Source organism: Pseudomonas sp. 14P5.3.2 (assembly GCF_057799175.1).
Genome location: NZ_JBYOKU010000012.1, coordinates 57,343 through 74,511, shown reverse-complemented (window position 1 = coordinate 74,511; position 17,169 = coordinate 57,343). Strand labels below are relative to the sequence as shown.

Below are 17,169 nucleotides of genomic sequence, written 5' to 3'. Positions count from 1 at the left end.
GCGGAGTATCCGAACATGCCAAAAATGAAAACCAAAAGTGGTGCTGCTAAGCGGTTTCTGAAAACTGCTAACGGTATCAAGCACAAGCACGCTTTCAAGAGCCACATCCTGACCAAAATGTCGACCAAGCGTAAGCGTCAACTGCGCGGTAGCAGCTTGCTGCATCCGTCTGACGTGGCAAAAGTCGAGCGCATGCTGCGCCTTCGTTAATTTTAGTCAAGAATAGAGGAAGTAACTCATGGCTCGTGTAAAGCGTGGCGTCATTGCCCGTAAGCGTCACAAAAAAATTCTGAAACTTGCTAAAGGCTACTACGGCGCACGCTCCCGCGTATTCCGTGTTGCCAAGCAAGCGGTAATCAAGGCAGGCCAATACGCCTACCGTGACCGTCGTCAGAAAAAACGTCAGTTCCGCGCTCTGTGGATCGCTCGTATCAACGCTGGTGCTCGTGTTAACGGTCTGTCCTACAGCCGTTTCATTGCTGGCCTGAAAAAAGCGTCCATCGAGATCGACCGTAAGGTTCTGGCTGATCTGGCAGTGAACGAAAAAGCGGCGTTTGCTGCGATTGTCGAGAAAGCTAAAGCCACCTTGGCTTAAGTACCCCCGACAGTCACCCGGCCTCACCTCTGTGGGGCCAGGTGTTAAACGTCATAAATAGGGGAAGAGCCTTCAAGCTCTTCCCCTATTTTGTATCTGGAGTCTGTACATGGAAAACCTGGATGCGCTGGTCTCTCAAGCACTAGAGGCTGTGCAAAGCGCTGAAGATATCAATGCCCTGGAGCAAATCCGGGTTCAATACCTTGGCAAAAAAGGTGAATTGACTCAGGTGATGAAGACCCTGGGGAATTTGCCGGCAGAAGAGCGTCCGCAAGTCGGCGCCCTGATCAACGTTGCCAAGGAACGTGTCACAGGCGTTCTCAATGCGCGCATGGCTCTGTTTGAAGAAGCCGAACTGGCTGCCAAACTGTCTGCCGAATCCATTGACGTGACGTTGCCGGGCCGTGGTCAGACCTCCGGTGGTCTGCATCCGGTGACCCGGACTCTGGAACGAGTCGAGCAGTTCTTCACCCGCATCGGCTACGGCATCGCCGAAGGCCCTGAGGTCGAAGACGACTACCACAACTTTGAAGCGCTCAACATCCCAGGCCACCACCCGGCCCGGTCGATGCATGACACCTTCTATTTCAATGCGAACATGTTGCTGCGCACCCATACCTCGCCGGTACAGGTCCGCACCATGGAGTCCAAGCAACCGCCGATCCGCATTGTCTGCCCAGGCCGTGTGTACCGCAGTGACTCCGATATCACCCACTCGCCGATGTTCCACCAGGTCGAAGGCCTGCTGGTCGATCGCGACATCAATTTCGCCGATCTCAAAGGCACCATCGAAGAGTTCCTGCGGGTGTTCTTCGAAAAAGAGCTGGCCGTACGTTTCCGTCCTTCGTACTTCCCGTTCACCGAGCCATCCGCTGAAGTCGACATGGAATGCGTGATGTGCAGCGGTAAAGGCTGCCGCGTCTGCAAACAGACCGGCTGGCTGGAAGTCATGGGCTGCGGCATGGTCCACCCGAACGTGCTGCGCATGTCCGGCATCGATCCGGAAGAGTTCTCCGGTTTTGCCTTCGGCATGGGCGTCGAGCGTCTGGCGATGCTCCGTTACGGCGTGAACGACTTGCGTCTGTTCTTCGACAACGACTTGCGGTTCCTCGCGCAATTTCGCTAGTCGTAACGAATTCTTAGGAGAGCAGGATGAAATTCAGTGAACAATGGCTGCGTGGCTGGGTTAGCCCGCAGGTAAGTCGCGACGAGCTGGTTGCTCGTCTGTCGATGGCGGGTCTGGAGGTCGATAGCGTGACCCCGGCCGCCGGTGTATTCAGCGGCGTGGTAGTGGGCGAGGTGCTGAGCACCGAGCAACACCCTGACGCCGACAAGCTGCGTGTATGCCAGGTCAGCAATGGCGCGGAAACCTTCCAGGTCGTGTGCGGTGCGCCAAACGTGCGTCCGGGCCTGAAGATTCCGTTCGCCATGATCGGTGCCGAACTGCCGGGCGACTTCAAGATCAAGAAGGCCAAGCTGCGCGGCGTCGAGTCCAACGGCATGTTGTGCTCGCAAGCCGAGCTGCAGGTCGGTGAAGGCAATGACGGTCTGATGGAGCTGCCGGCCGATGCGCCGGTGGGCGAAGATTTCCGTGTGTATCTGGATCTGGAAGACGCCAGCATCGAGGTTGACCTGACCCCGAACCGTGGCGACTGCCTGTCGCTGGCCGGTCTGGCCCGTGAAGTCGGCGCGCTGTACGACACGCCGGTCGCTCGCCCGGTGGTCATGACCATCCCGGCTGCGCACGACGAAGTGCGTTCGGTAGAAGTGCTGGCGCCTGCCGCTTGCCCGCGTTACCTGGGCCGCGTCATCCGCAATGTCGACTTGTCCAAACCAACCCCGTTGTGGATGGTTGAGCGTCTGCGCCGCGCCGATGTGCGCAGCATCGACGCTGCCGTCGACATCACCAACTACGTGATGCTCGAGCTGGGTCAGCCGCTGCACGCTTTTGATCTCGCCGAAATCAATGGCGGCATCCGCGTGCGTATGGCGGAAGAGGGCGAGAAGCTGGTTTTGCTCGACGGTCAGGAAGTCAGCCTGCGTAGTGATACCCTGGTGATCGCCGACCATACCCGTGCTCTGGCGATTGCCGGCGTGATGGGTGGCGAGCACAGCGGTGTATCTGCAACCACTCGCGACGTTTTCCTGGAAAGTGCGTTCTTCGATCAGATCGCTGTGGCAGGCAAGGCTCGCTCCTACGGCCTGCACACCGACGCTTCGCATCGTTACGAGCGCGGTGTGGACTGGCAACTGGCCCGTGAAGCCATGGAGCGCGCCACGGGCCTGCTGCTGGAAATCACTGGCGGCGAAGCCGGCCCGATCATCGAGACCGTCAGCGAGCAGCACCTGCCGTCGATCGCGCCGATCACCCTGCGTGCGCAGCGCATCACCCAGATGCTGGGGATGGAGATGGATTCGGCACAGGTCGAGCGTCTGCTCAGCGCCTTGGGTCTGAATATTTCCGCTGACGGCGCAGGGCAGTGGCGCGTAGAAGTGCCAAGCCATCGCTTCGACATCAGCCTGGAAGTCGATCTGATCGAAGAGCTGGCTCGCCTGTATGGCTACAACCGTCTGCCGGTTCGTTACCCGCAAGCGCGTCTGGCGCCACAGGCCAAGGCTGAAGCGCGCAGCGAATTGCCTGAGCTGCGTCGTCTGCTGGTAGCCCGTGGTTATCAGGAAGCGATCACTTACAGCTTCATCGATCCGAAGCAGTTCGAACTGTTCAATCCGGGCGTCGAGCCGCTGTTGCTGGCCAACCCGATTTCCAATGACATGGCTGCCATGCGTTCTTCGCTGTGGCCGGGTCTGGTCAAGGCGTTGCAGCACAACCTGAACCGCCAGCAGGATCGCGTGCGTCTGTTCGAAAGCGGTCTGCGCTTCGTCGGTCAGCTGGAAGGTCTGAAGCAAGAGCCGATGCTGTCGGGCGTGGTTTGCGGCAGCCGTCTGCCGGAAGGTTGGGCGCAAGGTCGCGACACCGTCGATTTCTTCGACGTAAAAGCTGATGTTGAAGCGATGCTGGGCTTTGCCGGTGCGCTGGATACCTTCACTTTCGCTCCGGGCAAACACCCGGCGCTGCACCCGGGGCAAACCGCGCGCATCGAACGTGACGGGCGTGAAGTCGGCTTTATCGGTGCGATTCACCCTGAGCTGTCCAAGGCCCTGGGTCTGGATCGTCCGGTATTCGTCTTCGAGCTGGTTCTGGCTGAAGTCGCTTCCGGAAAAATGCCGCAATTCCACGAGTTGTCGCGTTTTCCTGAAGTGCGTCGTGACCTTGCGCTGATCGCGCACAAAGACGTCGCGGCCTCGGCGGTATTGGGCGTAATCCGAGAAAATGCAGGCGAATGGCTCACGGATCTCAGGCTGTTTGACGTGTATCAGGGTAAAGGTATTGATCCTGATAGAAAAAGCCTTGCAGTTGGCTTGACCTGGCAGCATCCATCGCGCACTCTTAATGACGATGAGGTGAATTCGACGACGCAAAATATCCTCACCTCGCTCGAACAAAGGTTGAACGCCACGTTAAGGAAGTGACGTATGGGGGCTTTGACGAAAGCTGAGATGGCGGAACGTCTGTATGAAGAGCTGGGCCTGAACAAGCGGGAAGCCAAGGAATTGGTTGAACTGTTTTTCGAGGAAATCAGGCACGCTCTTGAAGACAACGAGCAGGTCAAATTGTCCGGTTTCGGCAATTTCGACCTTCGGGACAAGCGCCAGCGGCCTGGCCGCAACCCGAAAACGGGGGAAGAAATCCCGATCACGGCTCGCCGTGTGGTCACCTTTCGTCCAGGGCAGAAGTTGAAGGCCCGAGTTGAGGCTTATGCTGGAACCAAGTCATAACGACGAACTACCCGTCATCCCGGGCAAACGCTACTTCACCATTGGTGAAGTCAGCGAGCTGTGTGCGGTAAAACCACACGTGCTGCGCTACTGGGAGCAGGAGTTTCCTCAACTCAACCCCGTCAAACGCCGCGGAAACCGCCGGTATTATCAGCGCCAGGATGTGCTGATGATCCGGCAGATCCGCGCGCTCCTTTACGATCAGGGTTTCACCATCGGCGGCGCGCGTCTGCGTTTGTCCGGCGATGAAGCCAAAGACGACACCACCCAATACAAGCAAATGATCCGCCAGATGATCGCTGAGCTTGAAGATGTACTGGTGGTTCTCAAGAAATAAAAAGCTGCGTTTGAATACTTCCAGTTTTCAAAAGCTTGCGCTATATTCTTGAGCGCTCTTCGAGATGAAGGGCAGGTTTCAAACCAGTCGGGGCGTAGCGCAGTCCGGTAGCGCACTAGCATGGGGTGCTAGGGGTCGAGTGTTCGAATCACTCCGTCCCGACCATATAATTCAATGACTTAGCCCAACTCTAACCAGTTGGGCTTTTTCATGCGTAGGGAGTTTTTCGGGACTTCATCTAAGCCGATCATCCAGATCGGCTTTTTTGTGCCTGCGCAAAACCCGCGCAAAAAAGGTCGCTGGATGAAAAGTTTGGATCACTTGATAGACAAGCGGGATCCGGCTGCGCAGCCATTTGATGTCGGGTTGATACTCTGCCTGCCAGGGCTGAAGATGCTCGCTCAGATACACGAATGAAGTGCAGGCCACATCTTTTTCGTCATTGGTTCCTAAGAAAATGGATAAGTTATCTCGCTTGAACTCGCTTTTGATTCAGCACAATGCGGTCGTTTCGCTGAATATCGAAATTCAAGACTTCAAGTACAACCTGGCCTTGACGATGTCGTCGCTCGATGACGCAGCAGAAAGCGCTATCACTATAAATTTTCAGGATGTCAGTGCGCTTGATCTAAGCGGCTTTGGTGGCGGATTGACTCAATTCATGGAACTCGTCGTTACCCGAATCGATCGTGGGCTCGACAGGATCAGATATGAATTAAAAGACGTAGAGGACGAGAAAATATCGTTCTACTTCTTTACCTTCAGTGAGCCTGTTCACTCGGAGCAATCTTGCGGGTTTGATTGACCGCACTCCCCTGAAGCGCCATTAAATATTGGCGATCGGATGCCGATACCCGGTTATCTAAATTCCGATCGAGCGAAGGCGCATGGACATCAGCAATACCAGCAGTGAATATCAAAAGCCCAAAAATCTCGCAGGGCTGGGCCGTCGCTGGGGCGGGCAGATCATCGATACGTTGATCACCTACTTTTTGATCCTCTTCGTAGGACGGTTGGCGGAGTTTATTGGCTTGCCGCCAAATGTGGTGGCTATCCTGGCTCTTGGTACGGGTGTGTCGTATTACCTGTTTTCCGATGCAATGCCCAACGGGCAAAGCCTGGGTAAAAAACTGCTGGGGATGTCGGTGATTGATGAGCGTAGCTACTTGAACTGCAATCTGTATCAATCGTTCATACGCAACATCACAACGCCCTTCCTGAGCATCCTCGACTGGATTTTCATCTTCTTTGGCTCGCGCAAACGCCTGGGCGACATGCTTGCCTCGACAATTGTGATCCGCGTTTAGATGAGTCAAATGAGGCGGCGGCAGTCGCCCAAGTTTTAAGGTTTCGAATCTTGCTGAATATCCTCCGAGTCACTCGAGGTGGCGGCATCTTTCTGGGTTTCTTTGGGTTCGGCGCCAGAGTTTGAGCCTGACGCTTCTTCGCCCTTTTTATTGGCTTTTTCGTCGTTGGACTCGGAGCTGTTCGCCTGATTGGCTCCGGGTGAGACGGCGGGTGCTTCTACCGTTCCTGATTTCTCCGCGGCCTGCGAGGAGAGCGAGCCAGTCAACAGCAGGCTGGCAAGCGTCATGGTTACAATCGACTTGTTCATTGTTGAGTCTTCCGTGCGATGGGGGTAAACCATTGGAGGCATGAACAGGCCCAAGGTGCTTGCTGTTGGACGAGCGGTAGAGTCGGCGGGGACTATGATTTTGCGGCTTGCAAGTCGGCCCATTCAATCCCGAACCGGCTCAGGTATTTTCTCAAGCGATCTGCATCATTCGGCTGCGCCTTGGCCTGGCGCGATACCCCAAACAATCTGCGCCCTGCATCCGACAGGCTGTCTGCCTGCCGGCATACGTCAAGTACCGCCTTCAATTGCAGCCGATCGAACAGGTCCATGCTTTCGGCGTCTCCCGGTAGTTCATCCGACATCCCGTCCGCTTGCGTCAGCCCCCACGCATAACGCAGCCGATCAATTTCTTCCTGCACTTGCGCCTCATCAATTCGTCCGCTGTCAGCCAGTGTGGCCATCCGGGTAATCGACGCTGACAGTTCGCGAAAGTTGCCCAGCCATGCCGCTTCCCGAGAGCTGGCGAAGGCGAGGTAGCGCCGCCGCGCTTCGAGGTTGAAGCGCACTAGCTGGCCGTGATCGCGGGCGTGGCGTTCCAGTTCGAAGTCGATGTTGGGCTCGATGTCTTCGCGGCGCCCGGCCAGGCCGGGCAAATCAAATGTCCAGAGGTTGATCCGCGCGTACAGATCTTCGCGGAACAGGCCTTCGGCGACGCGGCTGCGCAGGTCGCGGTGGGTGCCGGCGATGATCAGGAAGTCGCTGTCGACCTCCTTGTCGGAGCCAAGCGGAAAGAAGCGCTTTTCTTCGATAGCCTTGAGCAGCATCGCCTGTTCGTCCGCGCCCAGCTCACCGATTTCATCGAGAAACAACATGCCGCCGTTCGCTGCCCGTAGCAGGCCGTCGCGGGCGTTCTGTGCGCCGGTGAAAGCGCCTTTGACGTGACCAAACAAAGCCGACATCGCGCCATCGCCACGCAGGGTGGCGCAGTTCACCTCAACAAACCGGCCCTGCATTTGATGGCGGCTGCGTTTGAGTTCATAGATGCGTCGGGCGAGAAACGATTTGCCGGCGCCGGTCGGGCCAATCAGCAGCATGGGCGCCTTGGAGCGCACCGCGACGCGCTCTATCTGTTCGATGGAGCGGTTGAACGCCGCGTTACGGGTGGCGATGCCGGACTTCAAGAACTCCAGGCCTTCGAGGCGTTTATTGGCGAAACGCGAGGCAATGCGGTCATAACGCGACAGGTCGAGGTTGATCAGGGCGTGGGTGCCGGTGGCTTGTTCATCTTCGCTTTTGCGTCGGGCGGGGGAGGTCTGGATCAGGCGCGCCGGCAGATAGCGTGCTTCAGTCAGCAGGAACCAGCAAATCTGTGCGACGTGGGTGCCGGTGGTGATGTGAACCAGATAATCCTCGTGCTCGGTATCGAAGCTGTAGGCCGTTGTGAAGTCATGCAGGGCGCCGTAGACCTCTTCGAAATCCCACGGATTGCGCAGTGCCATGGGGTGCAGGTGGACTTCGGTTTCCGGTGAGACCTGCTGGATATCGGCGCGAACCCGTTCAGCGAGGCTGATGTCGCGCGCGTCGATGCCGTGAATCAATTCCAGGCGATGGATCAGCACATCCGGTTGTTGGCATAGGCCCACGCTCGGCCGCCAATGGCTCCAGCGATTGGCGCCCTTGCCAACGCGGTCCAGGGTGGCGCCGATAAAACCGATGGCGACGGTGCGTTTGTTTGGCATGGCTATCTCAAAAGATAAATGACGATATCAAATGATAGATTTCTCATGCCGGGTTTGTCTTCGGTTCAGCGAAAAGAAAACGCTAGAAAATAAAAAGCCTTTATAAATCAATTAGATAAAAAATAAATTTTACGACTTTCAAAAGCTGGCACAGCCGCTGCAATACCTATCGCAACGAACAGGACAACAGAGCGAGACGCCACGATGGCCAACTTCAAACTCTTCAACACGCAATCGAAGCAACTGCCAGCCTGCGACACTTTGAATGCTTCGGGTGCCTCGGCATATGCCTACACACCGAAGCATCAACTGGCTCAACTGGCGGTCACCGGTTGCCTGAACCAGACGTTTTACGCCAGCGCTGAAAGTCAGCTGGATCAAGTGTTGAAGCTGGTGGCTGAACTCGACAGCCGTTTCGTGGCGAAGGCTGCTGTCTACGCTCGCCAAAAAGGCCACATGAAAGACATGCCGGCGTTGCTGCTGGCGGCGTTGACGGCGAACCGTTCGTCGCTGGTACCTGAGGTGTTTGAACAAGTGATCGACAGCGGCAAGATGTTGCGCAACTACGTGCAGATCCTGCGCAGTGGCGCCACCGGGCGCAAATCCCTCGGTTCGCAACCCAAGCGTCTGGTGCAGAACTGGCTGAACCGCGCGACCGAACGTCAACTGCTGCAAGCGTCGATTGGCAACCAGCCATCGCTGGCGGACGTGGTGAAGATGGTTCACCCGAAACCGGCTGAGGCCTGGCGCGAAGCATTCTTCGCGTGGTTGATCGGTAAACCGGTGGATGTGCAGGCATTGCCTGAGTTGACCCGCGATCTGCTGGCATTTCGCAGCGGCGCGAGTCATCAAGTACCCGCGGTACCGTTCCAACTGCTCGGCAACGAAACCCTGAGCAAAGAACAATGGGCTGCGCAGGCTTACAACATGGGCTGGCAGGGATTGCGCATCAACCTCAACACCCTGGAGCGGCATGGCGCATTCGAGGTACCGGGTTGCGTCGAGTACGTGGCAGCGCGACTTGCAGATCCGCAGGAAGTGGCCAAGGCGCGGGTTTATCCATACCAGTTGCTGGCGGCTTATCGGATGGTTGGCGATAACGTACCGCTGCAGATCCGCGAGGCATTGCAGGACGCACTTGAGTTATCGCTGGCCAACGTGCCGAAGCTGGAAGGTGCGGTGGTGGTTTGCCCGGACGTATCGGGTTCGATGGGCAGCCCGGCGACCGGTTATCGTCAGGGCGCGACCACGGCGGTGCGTTGCATCGATGTGGCGGCACTGGTCGCGGCAACGGTGTTGCGCAAACAGCCGGCGGCGCGGGTGATGCCGTTCGAAGTGAAGGTGGTGGATATCCAGCTCAATCCACGGGACAGCGTGATCAGCAACGCGGAGAAACTGGCCGCGGCCTTTGGTGGCGGCACCAATTGCTCGGCGCCGCTGAAGAAACTGGCGGACAGCAAGGCCAGGGTCGATACGCTGATTCTGGTATCGGACAACGAGTCCTGGATCGATACGCGACGCCATGGTGCCAGTGAGACCATGCGCCAGTGGGAGCGCATCAAGCAGATCAACCCGCAGGCGCGGCTGGTGTGCATCGATATCCAGCCGGGTTATGCAACGCAGGCGGCGGACCGCGATGACATTCTGAATGTCGGCGGTTTCAGTGATGCAGTGTTCGATGTGGTCGAGCAGTTCACCAGCGGCCGTTACGGCGCGCAGCACTGGGTCGAAGCGATCGAGAGCATGCAATGAATTGATTTGTCACAGGCGCTGAATGCCGGTGGGACTACATCCAAGACGTCTCATCAAACCCTTGTCAGCGTGTGTGACGGCACGAATGCCTGATGGCTGTACATCTGAGGCCGGTTAACCCCGGTGCGCGGCAACGCGCAACAGTCATCAACTTTTGTCGTGCCACCTTAATTGAAAAAGAAGGCAGCGAATGCAACAGGTACTCCATCGGAACGCGGGTTCGAATCCCGCCCCGGCAACGGGGGCTCGACTGGCAGAGCCACAGTGTCTGTTTTTTTGTCGCTGCACATGACGGAACAACGCCGAATCATCGGCCAACGAATAAAGAATAGAGAAATGAAAGAACACACTTACCAACTGCTCGAAGTCGCCAACGGCAAGCCGATCAAACTCTGGACCGAAGGCGTCCCGGTAGAAACCGAGGCCCGCGAACAACTGATGAACACCGCAAAGATGCCGTTCATCTTCAAGCATCTGGCGGTGATGCCGGATGTGCATCTGGGCAAGGGCTCGACCATTGGCAGCGTGATTCCGACGGTGGGTGCGATCATCCCGGCGGCCGTCGGCGTGGACATCGGTTGCGGCATGATCGCCGCACGCACGTCGCTGACCGCTGCCGACCTGCCGGACAACCTGCAAGGTCTGCGCAGCGCCATCGAGCAAGCGGTGCCCCATGGCCGCAGTTCGAACCGTTCGCGGCGCGACAAGGGTGCATGGGACGAGATTCCGCAGCAAGCCGATCAGGCGTGGGCGGGGCTTCAGCCACGTTTCAAGCTGATCACCGACAAGTACCCGAGACTGGCCAACACCAACAACCGCGGGCATCTGGGCACGCTTGGCAGTGGCAACCACTTCATCGAAGTGTGCCTGGACGAAGCCAACCGGGTCTGGTTCATGTTGCACAGTGGTTCTCGCGGTGTCGGTAACGCTATCGGCAACCTGTTCATTCAGAAGGCTCAGGCGGATATGCGGCAACACATCGCCAACCTGCCGGATCGCGACCTGGCGTATTTCGAAGAAGGCAGCCAGCACTTCGATGATTACGTGGAAGCGGTGAGTTGGGCGCAGGACTTCGCCAGACAGAACCGCGAACTGATGATGCGTGCGGTGATTCAGGCCACGCGCCAGATCATTCGCAAGCCGTTCGAGGTGGCGCTGGAAGCGGTCAACTGCCATCACAACTACGTGCAGAAAGAGCGGCATTTCGGCGAAGAAGTATTGGTCACTCGCAAAGGCGCGGTGTCGGCGAAGAAAGGTGAGCTGGGGATCATTCCGGGTTCGATGGGCGCCAAGAGTTTCATTGTGCGCGGCCTGGGCAACGAAGAGTCGTTCAACTCCTGCAGCCACGGCGCCGGCCGCACCATGAGCCGCACCAAGGCCAGGAACACCTTCACCGTCGAGGATCAGATCCGCGCCACGGCGCATGTGGAGTGCCGCAAGGACGAAGCGGTGATCGACGAAATTCCGATGGCCTACAAGGACATCGACAAAGTCATGCACGCCCAGCGCGAGTTGGTGGAAGTGCTGCACACCCTGCGGCAAGTGGTGTGCGTCAAAGGATAAAAGGAGCAGCAAGCATGGAATTCGAAGAACGCCACCCGCTGTGCGACACGATGCGTGCGCGGGTACTGGAAGAGTTGGCGCGTATAGAGCGCGAGCGCAACGTCACGGTGTTATACGCCTGTGAGTCCGGCAGTCGGGCCTGGGGCTTTGCCTCGACCGACAGTGACTACGACGTACGGTTCGTGTACGTGGAAAAACCGCAGTGGTTCGTTCAGGTCGACACGCCGCGCGATGTGATCGAGCGGCCATTGGACGATGAGCTGGATGTCAGCGGCTGGGAGCTGCGCAAGACCCTCGGGTTGTTGCGCAAGTCCAACCCGACGCTGCTGGAGTGGCTCGACTCGCCATTGGTGTACCGCAGCGAAAGCGCACAGGTTGCGCAACTGCGTGAGCTGGCCGAAGCGTTCTACAGCCCGCCGGCAGCCCGCAACCACTATCTGTCGATGGCGAAAAACAACTTTCGCCAGTACCTGCAAGGCGACAGCGTGCGGTTCAAGAAGTACTTCTACGTGCTGCGGCCATTGCTGGCGGTGCGCTGGATCGATCAGGGGCGTGGACGTCCACCGATGACCTTCGCCGACCTGCTGACCACGGTCGACGACCGTGCACTGCTGGCTGAAGTCGACGAACTGCTGGCACTTAAACGCAATGCCGACGAGAGCACCTATGGTCCGCGTCGTCCGGCGCTGCACAGGTTCATCGCGGCCGAACTCGAGCGCGATGTGCCCACATTACTCAGAACTCAGGAAGACTCGCGACGACTGGATGACTACCTCAGGGAGACCGTCGGGTTGTACGCGTAAGGATTGAAATGGAACAGCAAGTGATTGAACTGGACGGCGCGATTGGCGGCGGTCAGGTGTTGCGCAGCGCGCTGAGCCTGTCGATGGTGACGGGCCAGGCGTTTCGCATTAAACAGATCCGCGCCCGCCGCAGTCGGCCGGGACTGTTGCGTCAGCATTTGACGGCAGTGATGGCAGCTGCCGAAGTCTGCGGCGCACGGATCGCGGGAGCGGAGTTGGGCTCGCAAGAGCTGCATTTCGAGCCGGGAACGATTCGTTCGGGTGATTACCGGTTTGCGATCGGTACGGCCGGTAGTTGCACGTTGGTGTTGCAGACACTGCTGCCTGCGCTGTTGCAGGCGCCGGGCACAAGTCGCGTGCGGATCAGCGGCGGTACCCATAATCCATTGGCGCCGCCTGCCGATTTCCTCACGCGCAGTTGGTTGCCGCTGATGCGACGCATGGGGGCCGGCATTGAGCTGGATCTGTTGCGTCACGGCTTCGTCCCGGCCGGTGGTGGTGAGATCGACGTCACGGTGCAGCCGTCGCAACTGACGCGACTTGATCTGTGTGAGCGCGGGACACTGCTGTCGCATCAAGCAATCGCGCTGACGGCCGGTCTCGCACCGACTGTCGCCGAGCGAGAACTGAATCGGGTGGCCAAACGCCTGAACTGGTCATCGGAAACATTGCAGTCGATCACGCTCGATCCGGCGCGTGGCCCCGGTAATGTGTTGTTGCTGGAGTACGTGTTCGAACAGGTCACCGAAGTCTTCAGTGCCTTTGGCCAGGTGTTGTTACGGGCCGAGAAGGTCGCTGATACCGCAATCAATCAGGCGGCAGACTGGTTGCGCAGTGACGCTGCGGTGGCGGAACACCTCGCCGACCAGTTGCTGCTGCCGATGGCGCTGGCCGGCGGCGGGTCATTTACCACCCCGAGAATGACCGAGCATCTGCACAGCAATATCGCAGTGATCGAGCGCTTCTTGCCGGTGAATATCGAATTTTCGGAGGAGGGCGCCGAGCGTCTGCGGGTTGAGGTCCGCAGCGGTCGCTGATCACGGCGCAGGCACAGGTCAATCTCGGAAAAGCGGCAATTTGCTGGCCCCCAGGCTTGGGCTTCCCCGGCAAACTCGCCTTTTTTCAAAAGGTTAGGTTGGCTATATGCGGACGATTGTCATAACCGTTGCAACGCTTTCCCTGGCTGCCTTCGCTTCGGCCATTGAAGCGAAGGAGTTGAGCAAGAGTCATCGTTTTGCCTGTACCTGGGGCTCGGACATCGCTGCCGGGGCGCAGCAGTCGAAGCTGTCGGGGATCTCGCTGTACGGCGCGCGCAAGCAGTTGCAGGTGCGCAAGTTCCAGCAACCGTGGATGCGCATGACGGCGATGGGCATTACCGAGCAGACGTACAACAGCACCTCCAGGCTCAAACCCGCGGCGGTCAAGCAGACCTATTACGAACAATGCGTGCGGCATGAGCTGGCCCAGCGATAAACCCAAAAGCCCAACCTGAAGAGGTTGGGCTTTTTCATGCCTGACGAAATGTCAGCATCACTGGTCAGTCTCGCAATTGACCATCCATGACACGCCAAAGCGATCGACCAGCATGCCGAAACGGGCGGCCCAAAATGTGGTTTGCAGCGGCATGTCGACGCGAGCGTCCTTGGCCAGCGCGTTAAACACTCGCTCGGCTTCGGCAATGCTGTCGACGTTGAGGGAGATCGAGCACCCGCTCATGCCCTCGGTTGGCCGGTCAGGTGTGGTGTCCGAGGCCATGATCATCTGGTCGCCAACCTTCAGGCAGGTATGGTTGACGAGGTTGTGGTGCTCCTTCGGTACGTGTTCGGCGGCGGGTGTTTCGCCGTAGGTCATCATCGCTTCGAGTTTGCCCTGCAAGGCTTGTTCATAAAAGGTGAAGGCCTCGCGGCAGTTGCCGTTGAAGATCAGGTAGGGATTGATTCTCATGATGGCGTTCCTGGCAGTAGGCGCGGAGTGAGGCGATTTTCGCCAGGTTCCGCGAAAGGCGGTTAAACCATAGCAAAGCATTGGACGCCGCAACGGCCAGAGTTTTTCCAGATGTTTTTCTTCTGAAAACGCCGCGCTTCAGCACGGATAAAACCTGCGGAGTACCATGACACCCTGTACTACCTGTCGAGCTTGATCTGCCATGCCTTTGATTTCCCGCTTCAACGCCCTGTTCGATCAGGCCCGGCGCGCCCTGTTGCTGGTCTGGGCGACATCACGCGGGTTGTTTCTGGGGTTGGTGCTGGCGACCCTGATTGCCGGCGTTCTGCCGGCGCTGGCTGCGTGGCTGGGCCAGCGCATTGTCGATGCGGTCGTGACGGCGATGCAGTTGCACGCGCAGCAGGGCGATGCGCCACTGTGGCCGGTGTTGCGTTATGTGCTGATGGAGGCGGGGGTATTGGCGCTGTTGTCCGGCACGCAACGGGCGCTCTCGGTGCAACAGTCGTTGCTGCGGGTGCAATTGGGGCAGAAGGTCAACACGCTGATTCTGGAGAAGGCGCAGACCCTGTCGCTGGTGCAGTTCGAGAATTCCGAGTTCTACGACAAACTGGTCCGCGTGCGCCGCGAAGCTTCGACCCGGCCGCTGGCGCTGGTGATGAAGTCTCTGGGATTGATCCAGAACCTGATCATGTTGATCAGCTTCGGTGTGCTGCTGGTGCATTTTTCGACGTGGGCGCTGGTATTACTGGTGATCGGCGCGTTGCCGGTGTTCTTTGCCGAGGCGCATTTTTCCGGCGACGCTTTCCGCTTGTTCACCCGCCGTGCGCCGGAGAGTCGGCAGCAAAATTACATCGAAACCTTGCTGTCCCATGAGGCCTATATCAAAGAGGTCAAGCTGTTCGGCTTCGCGCCGTTGCTGTTGCAGCGTTATCGGGACACCTTCGCCAAGCTCTACGCTGAGGATCGGCGCCTGACATTGCGTCGCGATGGTTGGGGCTTCGGTCTTGGATTGCTCGGCACCGGGGCGTTCTATCTGGCTTATGCCTGGGTGGTGATCGATGCCGTGAACGGCAATATCAGTCTCGGCCAGATGACCATGTACCTGGTGCTGTTCAAGCAGGGCCAGAGTGCGGTCAGCAGCAGCCTGAGTGCAATCAGCGGCTTGTACGAGGACGGTCTGTACTTGTCGAACCTGTACGAGTACCTGGCCGAACCGGTGCTGGCCGATTCCGGTCACCTCACTGTCGGCGCGCAACCGGGCGATGGCCTGCGCTTTGAAAACGTCGGTTTCCGTTATCCCGGAGCAACCCGGGCAGCGCTGGAAGGTATCGACCTGCACCTGGTGCCGGGCAAGAGCGTGGCACTGGTGGGGGAGAATGGCTCAGGCAAGACCACACTGATCAAATTGCTGACCCGTCTGTATCGGCCGGATCAGGGGCGCATTCTGCTCGACGGCAGCGATTTGCAGGATTGGGAAGAGATCACCTTGCGGCGGCGTATCGGCGTGATTTTTCAGGATTACATTCGCTACCAGTTCACGGTGGGTGAAAACATCGGCGTGGGGGATACTTCGGCCTTCAACGAAGAACCGCGCTGGCACGCGGCAGCGGCTGAAGGCATGGCCGCGCCGTTCATTGAAGGGCTCGACCGCGGCTACGCCACGCAACTGGGTCGCTGGTTCGCCGGCGGTCAGGAGTTGTCGGGTGGGCAATGGCAGAAGATTGCCTTGTCCCGGGCCTATATGCGCCGCGATGCCGACATCCTGATCCTCGACGAACCGACCTCGGCGCTGGATCCGGCGGCGGAAGCGGCAGTGTTCGAGCATTTCAGCCAGCACACCGAAGGTCGCATGACCTTGCTGATCTCCCATCGCTTCTCCAGTGTGCGCAACGCCGATCAGATCATGGTGCTGGAGGTCGGACGGATACTGGAGCAGGGCGATCACGACAGCCTGATCGCCGCCGATGGACACTATGCCAAGCTGTTTGATCTGCAGGCTCGCGGCTATCGCTAGGAGTCCTGTGCGCTGCGTGCCAGCGCGGGGCCTGCGACGTGGGGCGCGGGTTTGGACTGCATCAGCGCATCAATTGCCTTGCGATAATTCTGTCCGCCCAGCGCCATGCTGTTGTTGTGAGTGGCTCCCGGCACCAAGAGCAGTCGCTTTGGTTGTAGGGCGGCGTTGAACAGTTGCTCGCTGAAGCGCGGCGGCACAAACGCGTCGGCCATGCCGTGCACCACCAGCAGTGGCATGTGAATTTCGGCGATCTTGTCGATGGAGTCGAACTTCTGCGACAGCAGCCAGCGCACCGGTAGTGAAGTGTTGGCCACTGCGGCCGCCACGTCGGCGAGGGAGGTGAACGTCGACTCGATCACCAGGCCTTTGACCGGCAGCGGAGTATTGTCCCGAACGGCGTCCTGGCCGAGTTCGGCGGCCAGATCAATGGCCACGGCGCCCCCCAGGGAGTGACCGTAGATCAGGCGCTTGCTCGGGTCGGGCTGCAGCAGTTTGAAGCGCTCCCACGCCACACGGGCATCTTCGTACACGCTGCTTTCCGAAGGCAGATCACCCTTGCTCTGGCCGAAACCACGGTAGTCGATCGCCAGTACCGAGTAGCCGGCCGCGCGCAATTGCTCGATGCGGAACAGCTGTCCGGTGAGGTTCCAGCGCACGCCATGCAGATAGAGAATTGCCGGTGCATTGGCTTTTTCCGCCGGCCACCACCAGGCATGAATATTCTGCCCGGCCTTGAAGCTCTTGGGCTGCAAGTCGAGTTCCTGCACGCTGCCCGGCAAGCCGTGATACCAGCCGGCCGTGCCCGGTTCGATGCGAAACAGCAGTTTGCGCTCGGTGTGTTCGAGCACCGCACAACTCGTCGGCACGCCAATGATCAGCGCAGCCATGCAGGCGAACGCCAGACGGCGACGACGCAAACGAGTCATGAAGGACAGGAACATTAAACGGTTCACCACAACGCAGACAAAGAAGGCTTTTTACCAGAAGCCTCCGCCTGCGCGTGACTTTT

At 58.5% G+C, this 17,169-nt stretch carries 18 protein-coding genes and 1 tRNA gene; 15 read left to right on the top strand and 4 right to left on the bottom strand.

The window, feature by feature from the left end:
- Positions 1-15 precede the first annotated feature (15 nt).
- The 9 genes from rpmI to AC27VU_RS12345 all read left to right on the top strand — a co-directional run bounded on the left by rpmI (position 16) and on the right by AC27VU_RS12345 (position 6,076).
- On the top strand, positions 16-210 hold the full coding sequence (gene rpmI / locus AC27VU_RS12385) for a 50S ribosomal protein L35 (protein ID WP_002553160.1): 195 nt from the start codon (positions 16-18) through the stop codon (positions 208-210).
- A 28-nt stretch (positions 211-238) separates the two neighbouring features.
- Entirely contained in the window at positions 239-595 is a 357-nt protein-coding gene (gene rplT, locus AC27VU_RS12380) for a 50S ribosomal protein L20 (RefSeq protein WP_002553161.1), read from the top strand.
- Between the two features lie 109 nt (positions 596-704).
- On the top strand, positions 705-1,721 hold the full coding sequence (gene pheS, locus AC27VU_RS12375; RefSeq protein WP_003226365.1) for a phenylalanine--tRNA ligase subunit alpha: 1,017 nt from the start codon (positions 705-707) through the stop codon (positions 1,719-1,721).
- A gap of 26 nt (positions 1,722-1,747) precedes the next feature.
- Positions 1,748-4,126, top strand: coding sequence for a phenylalanine--tRNA ligase subunit beta (gene pheT / locus AC27VU_RS12370; RefSeq protein WP_488724170.1), 2,379 nt, complete (start codon positions 1,748-1,750; stop codon positions 4,124-4,126).
- Between the two features lie 3 nt (positions 4,127-4,129).
- The gene (gene ihfA / locus AC27VU_RS12365; RefSeq protein ID WP_002553164.1) at positions 4,130-4,432 is read left to right on the top strand and encodes an integration host factor subunit alpha; all 303 of its coding nucleotides are present in this window, start codon (positions 4,130-4,132) and stop codon (positions 4,430-4,432) included.
- Positions 4,413-4,769 carry a MerR family transcriptional regulator gene (locus AC27VU_RS12360; protein WP_003179985.1) on the top strand — a complete coding sequence of 119 codons (357 nt, stop codon included), beginning with the start codon at positions 4,413-4,415 and terminating at the stop codon, positions 4,767-4,769. Before ihfA ends, AC27VU_RS12360 begins: the two co-directional genes overlap by 20 nt.
- 88 nt (positions 4,770-4,857) lie before the next feature.
- Positions 4,858-4,934 (top strand) — tRNA-Pro (locus AC27VU_RS12355).
- Between the two features lie 292 nt (positions 4,935-5,226).
- Positions 5,227-5,574 carry a hypothetical protein gene (locus tag AC27VU_RS12350; protein WP_103483630.1) on the top strand — a complete coding sequence of 116 codons (348 nt, stop codon included), beginning with the start codon at positions 5,227-5,229 and terminating at the stop codon, positions 5,572-5,574.
- Positions 5,575-5,656: 82 nt separating this feature from the next.
- On the top strand, positions 5,657-6,076 hold the full coding sequence (locus AC27VU_RS12345; RefSeq protein WP_488724169.1) for an RDD family protein: 420 nt from the start codon (positions 5,657-5,659) through the stop codon (positions 6,074-6,076).
- A 35-nt stretch (positions 6,077-6,111) separates the two neighbouring features.
- Here the strand turns inward: AC27VU_RS12345 and AC27VU_RS12340 are convergent, their stop codons facing one another.
- Together AC27VU_RS12340 and rtcR are read right to left on the bottom strand one after the other, a co-directional pair.
- On the bottom strand, positions 6,112-6,384 hold the full coding sequence (locus AC27VU_RS12340; RefSeq protein ID WP_003226354.1) for a hypothetical protein: 273 nt from the start codon (positions 6,382-6,384) through the stop codon (positions 6,112-6,114).
- Positions 6,385-6,476: 92 nt separating this feature from the next.
- Positions 6,477-8,084, bottom strand: coding sequence for an RNA repair transcriptional activator RtcR (gene rtcR / locus AC27VU_RS12335; RefSeq protein ID WP_488724168.1), 1,608 nt, complete (start codon positions 8,082-8,084; stop codon positions 6,477-6,479).
- Positions 8,085-8,288: 204 nt separating this feature from the next.
- On the opposite strand from rtcR, the gene AC27VU_RS12330 reads away from it, so the two are divergent.
- The 5 genes from AC27VU_RS12330 (at position 8,289) to AC27VU_RS12310 (ending at position 13,675) form a co-directional block, all read left to right on the top strand.
- The gene (locus AC27VU_RS12330) at positions 8,289-9,836 is read left to right on the top strand and encodes an RNA-binding protein (protein WP_488724167.1); all 1,548 of its coding nucleotides are present in this window, start codon (positions 8,289-8,291) and stop codon (positions 9,834-9,836) included.
- 336 nt (positions 9,837-10,172) lie between these two features.
- On the top strand, positions 10,173-11,399 hold the full coding sequence (locus AC27VU_RS12325) for an RtcB family protein (RefSeq protein WP_488724166.1): 1,227 nt from the start codon (positions 10,173-10,175) through the stop codon (positions 11,397-11,399).
- A gap of 14 nt (positions 11,400-11,413) precedes the next feature.
- Positions 11,414-12,202, top strand: coding sequence for a nucleotidyltransferase domain-containing protein (locus AC27VU_RS12320; RefSeq protein ID WP_103483610.1), 789 nt, complete (start codon positions 11,414-11,416; stop codon positions 12,200-12,202).
- Positions 12,203-12,210: 8 nt separating this feature from the next.
- Positions 12,211-13,239, top strand: coding sequence for an RNA 3'-terminal phosphate cyclase (gene rtcA / locus AC27VU_RS12315; protein ID WP_488724165.1), 1,029 nt, complete (start codon positions 12,211-12,213; stop codon positions 13,237-13,239).
- Between the two features lie 106 nt (positions 13,240-13,345).
- Positions 13,346-13,675, top strand: a complete 330-nt coding sequence (locus AC27VU_RS12310; RefSeq protein ID WP_003226343.1) for a hypothetical protein — start codon at positions 13,346-13,348, stop codon at positions 13,673-13,675.
- Between the two features lie 57 nt (positions 13,676-13,732).
- On the opposite strand, the gene AC27VU_RS12305 is transcribed toward AC27VU_RS12310, so the two are convergent.
- Positions 13,733-14,146, bottom strand: a complete 414-nt coding sequence (locus AC27VU_RS12305) for a VOC family protein (protein WP_003226342.1) — start codon at positions 14,144-14,146, stop codon at positions 13,733-13,735.
- Between the two features lie 202 nt (positions 14,147-14,348).
- Between AC27VU_RS12305 and AC27VU_RS12300 the strand changes: the two genes are divergently transcribed.
- Positions 14,349-16,160 (top strand): ABC transporter ATP-binding protein, encoded by a 1,812-nt coding sequence (locus AC27VU_RS12300; RefSeq protein ID WP_488724164.1) that lies wholly within the window; start codon positions 14,349-14,351, stop codon positions 16,158-16,160.
- Here AC27VU_RS12300 and AC27VU_RS12295 read toward each other — a convergent pair.
- Complete coding sequence (locus AC27VU_RS12295; protein WP_400497770.1) at positions 16,157-17,101, bottom strand: alpha/beta hydrolase; 945 nt, start codon at positions 17,099-17,101, stop codon at positions 16,157-16,159. The genes AC27VU_RS12300 and AC27VU_RS12295 overlap by 4 nt on opposite strands.
- Positions 17,102-17,169 lie beyond the last annotated feature (68 nt).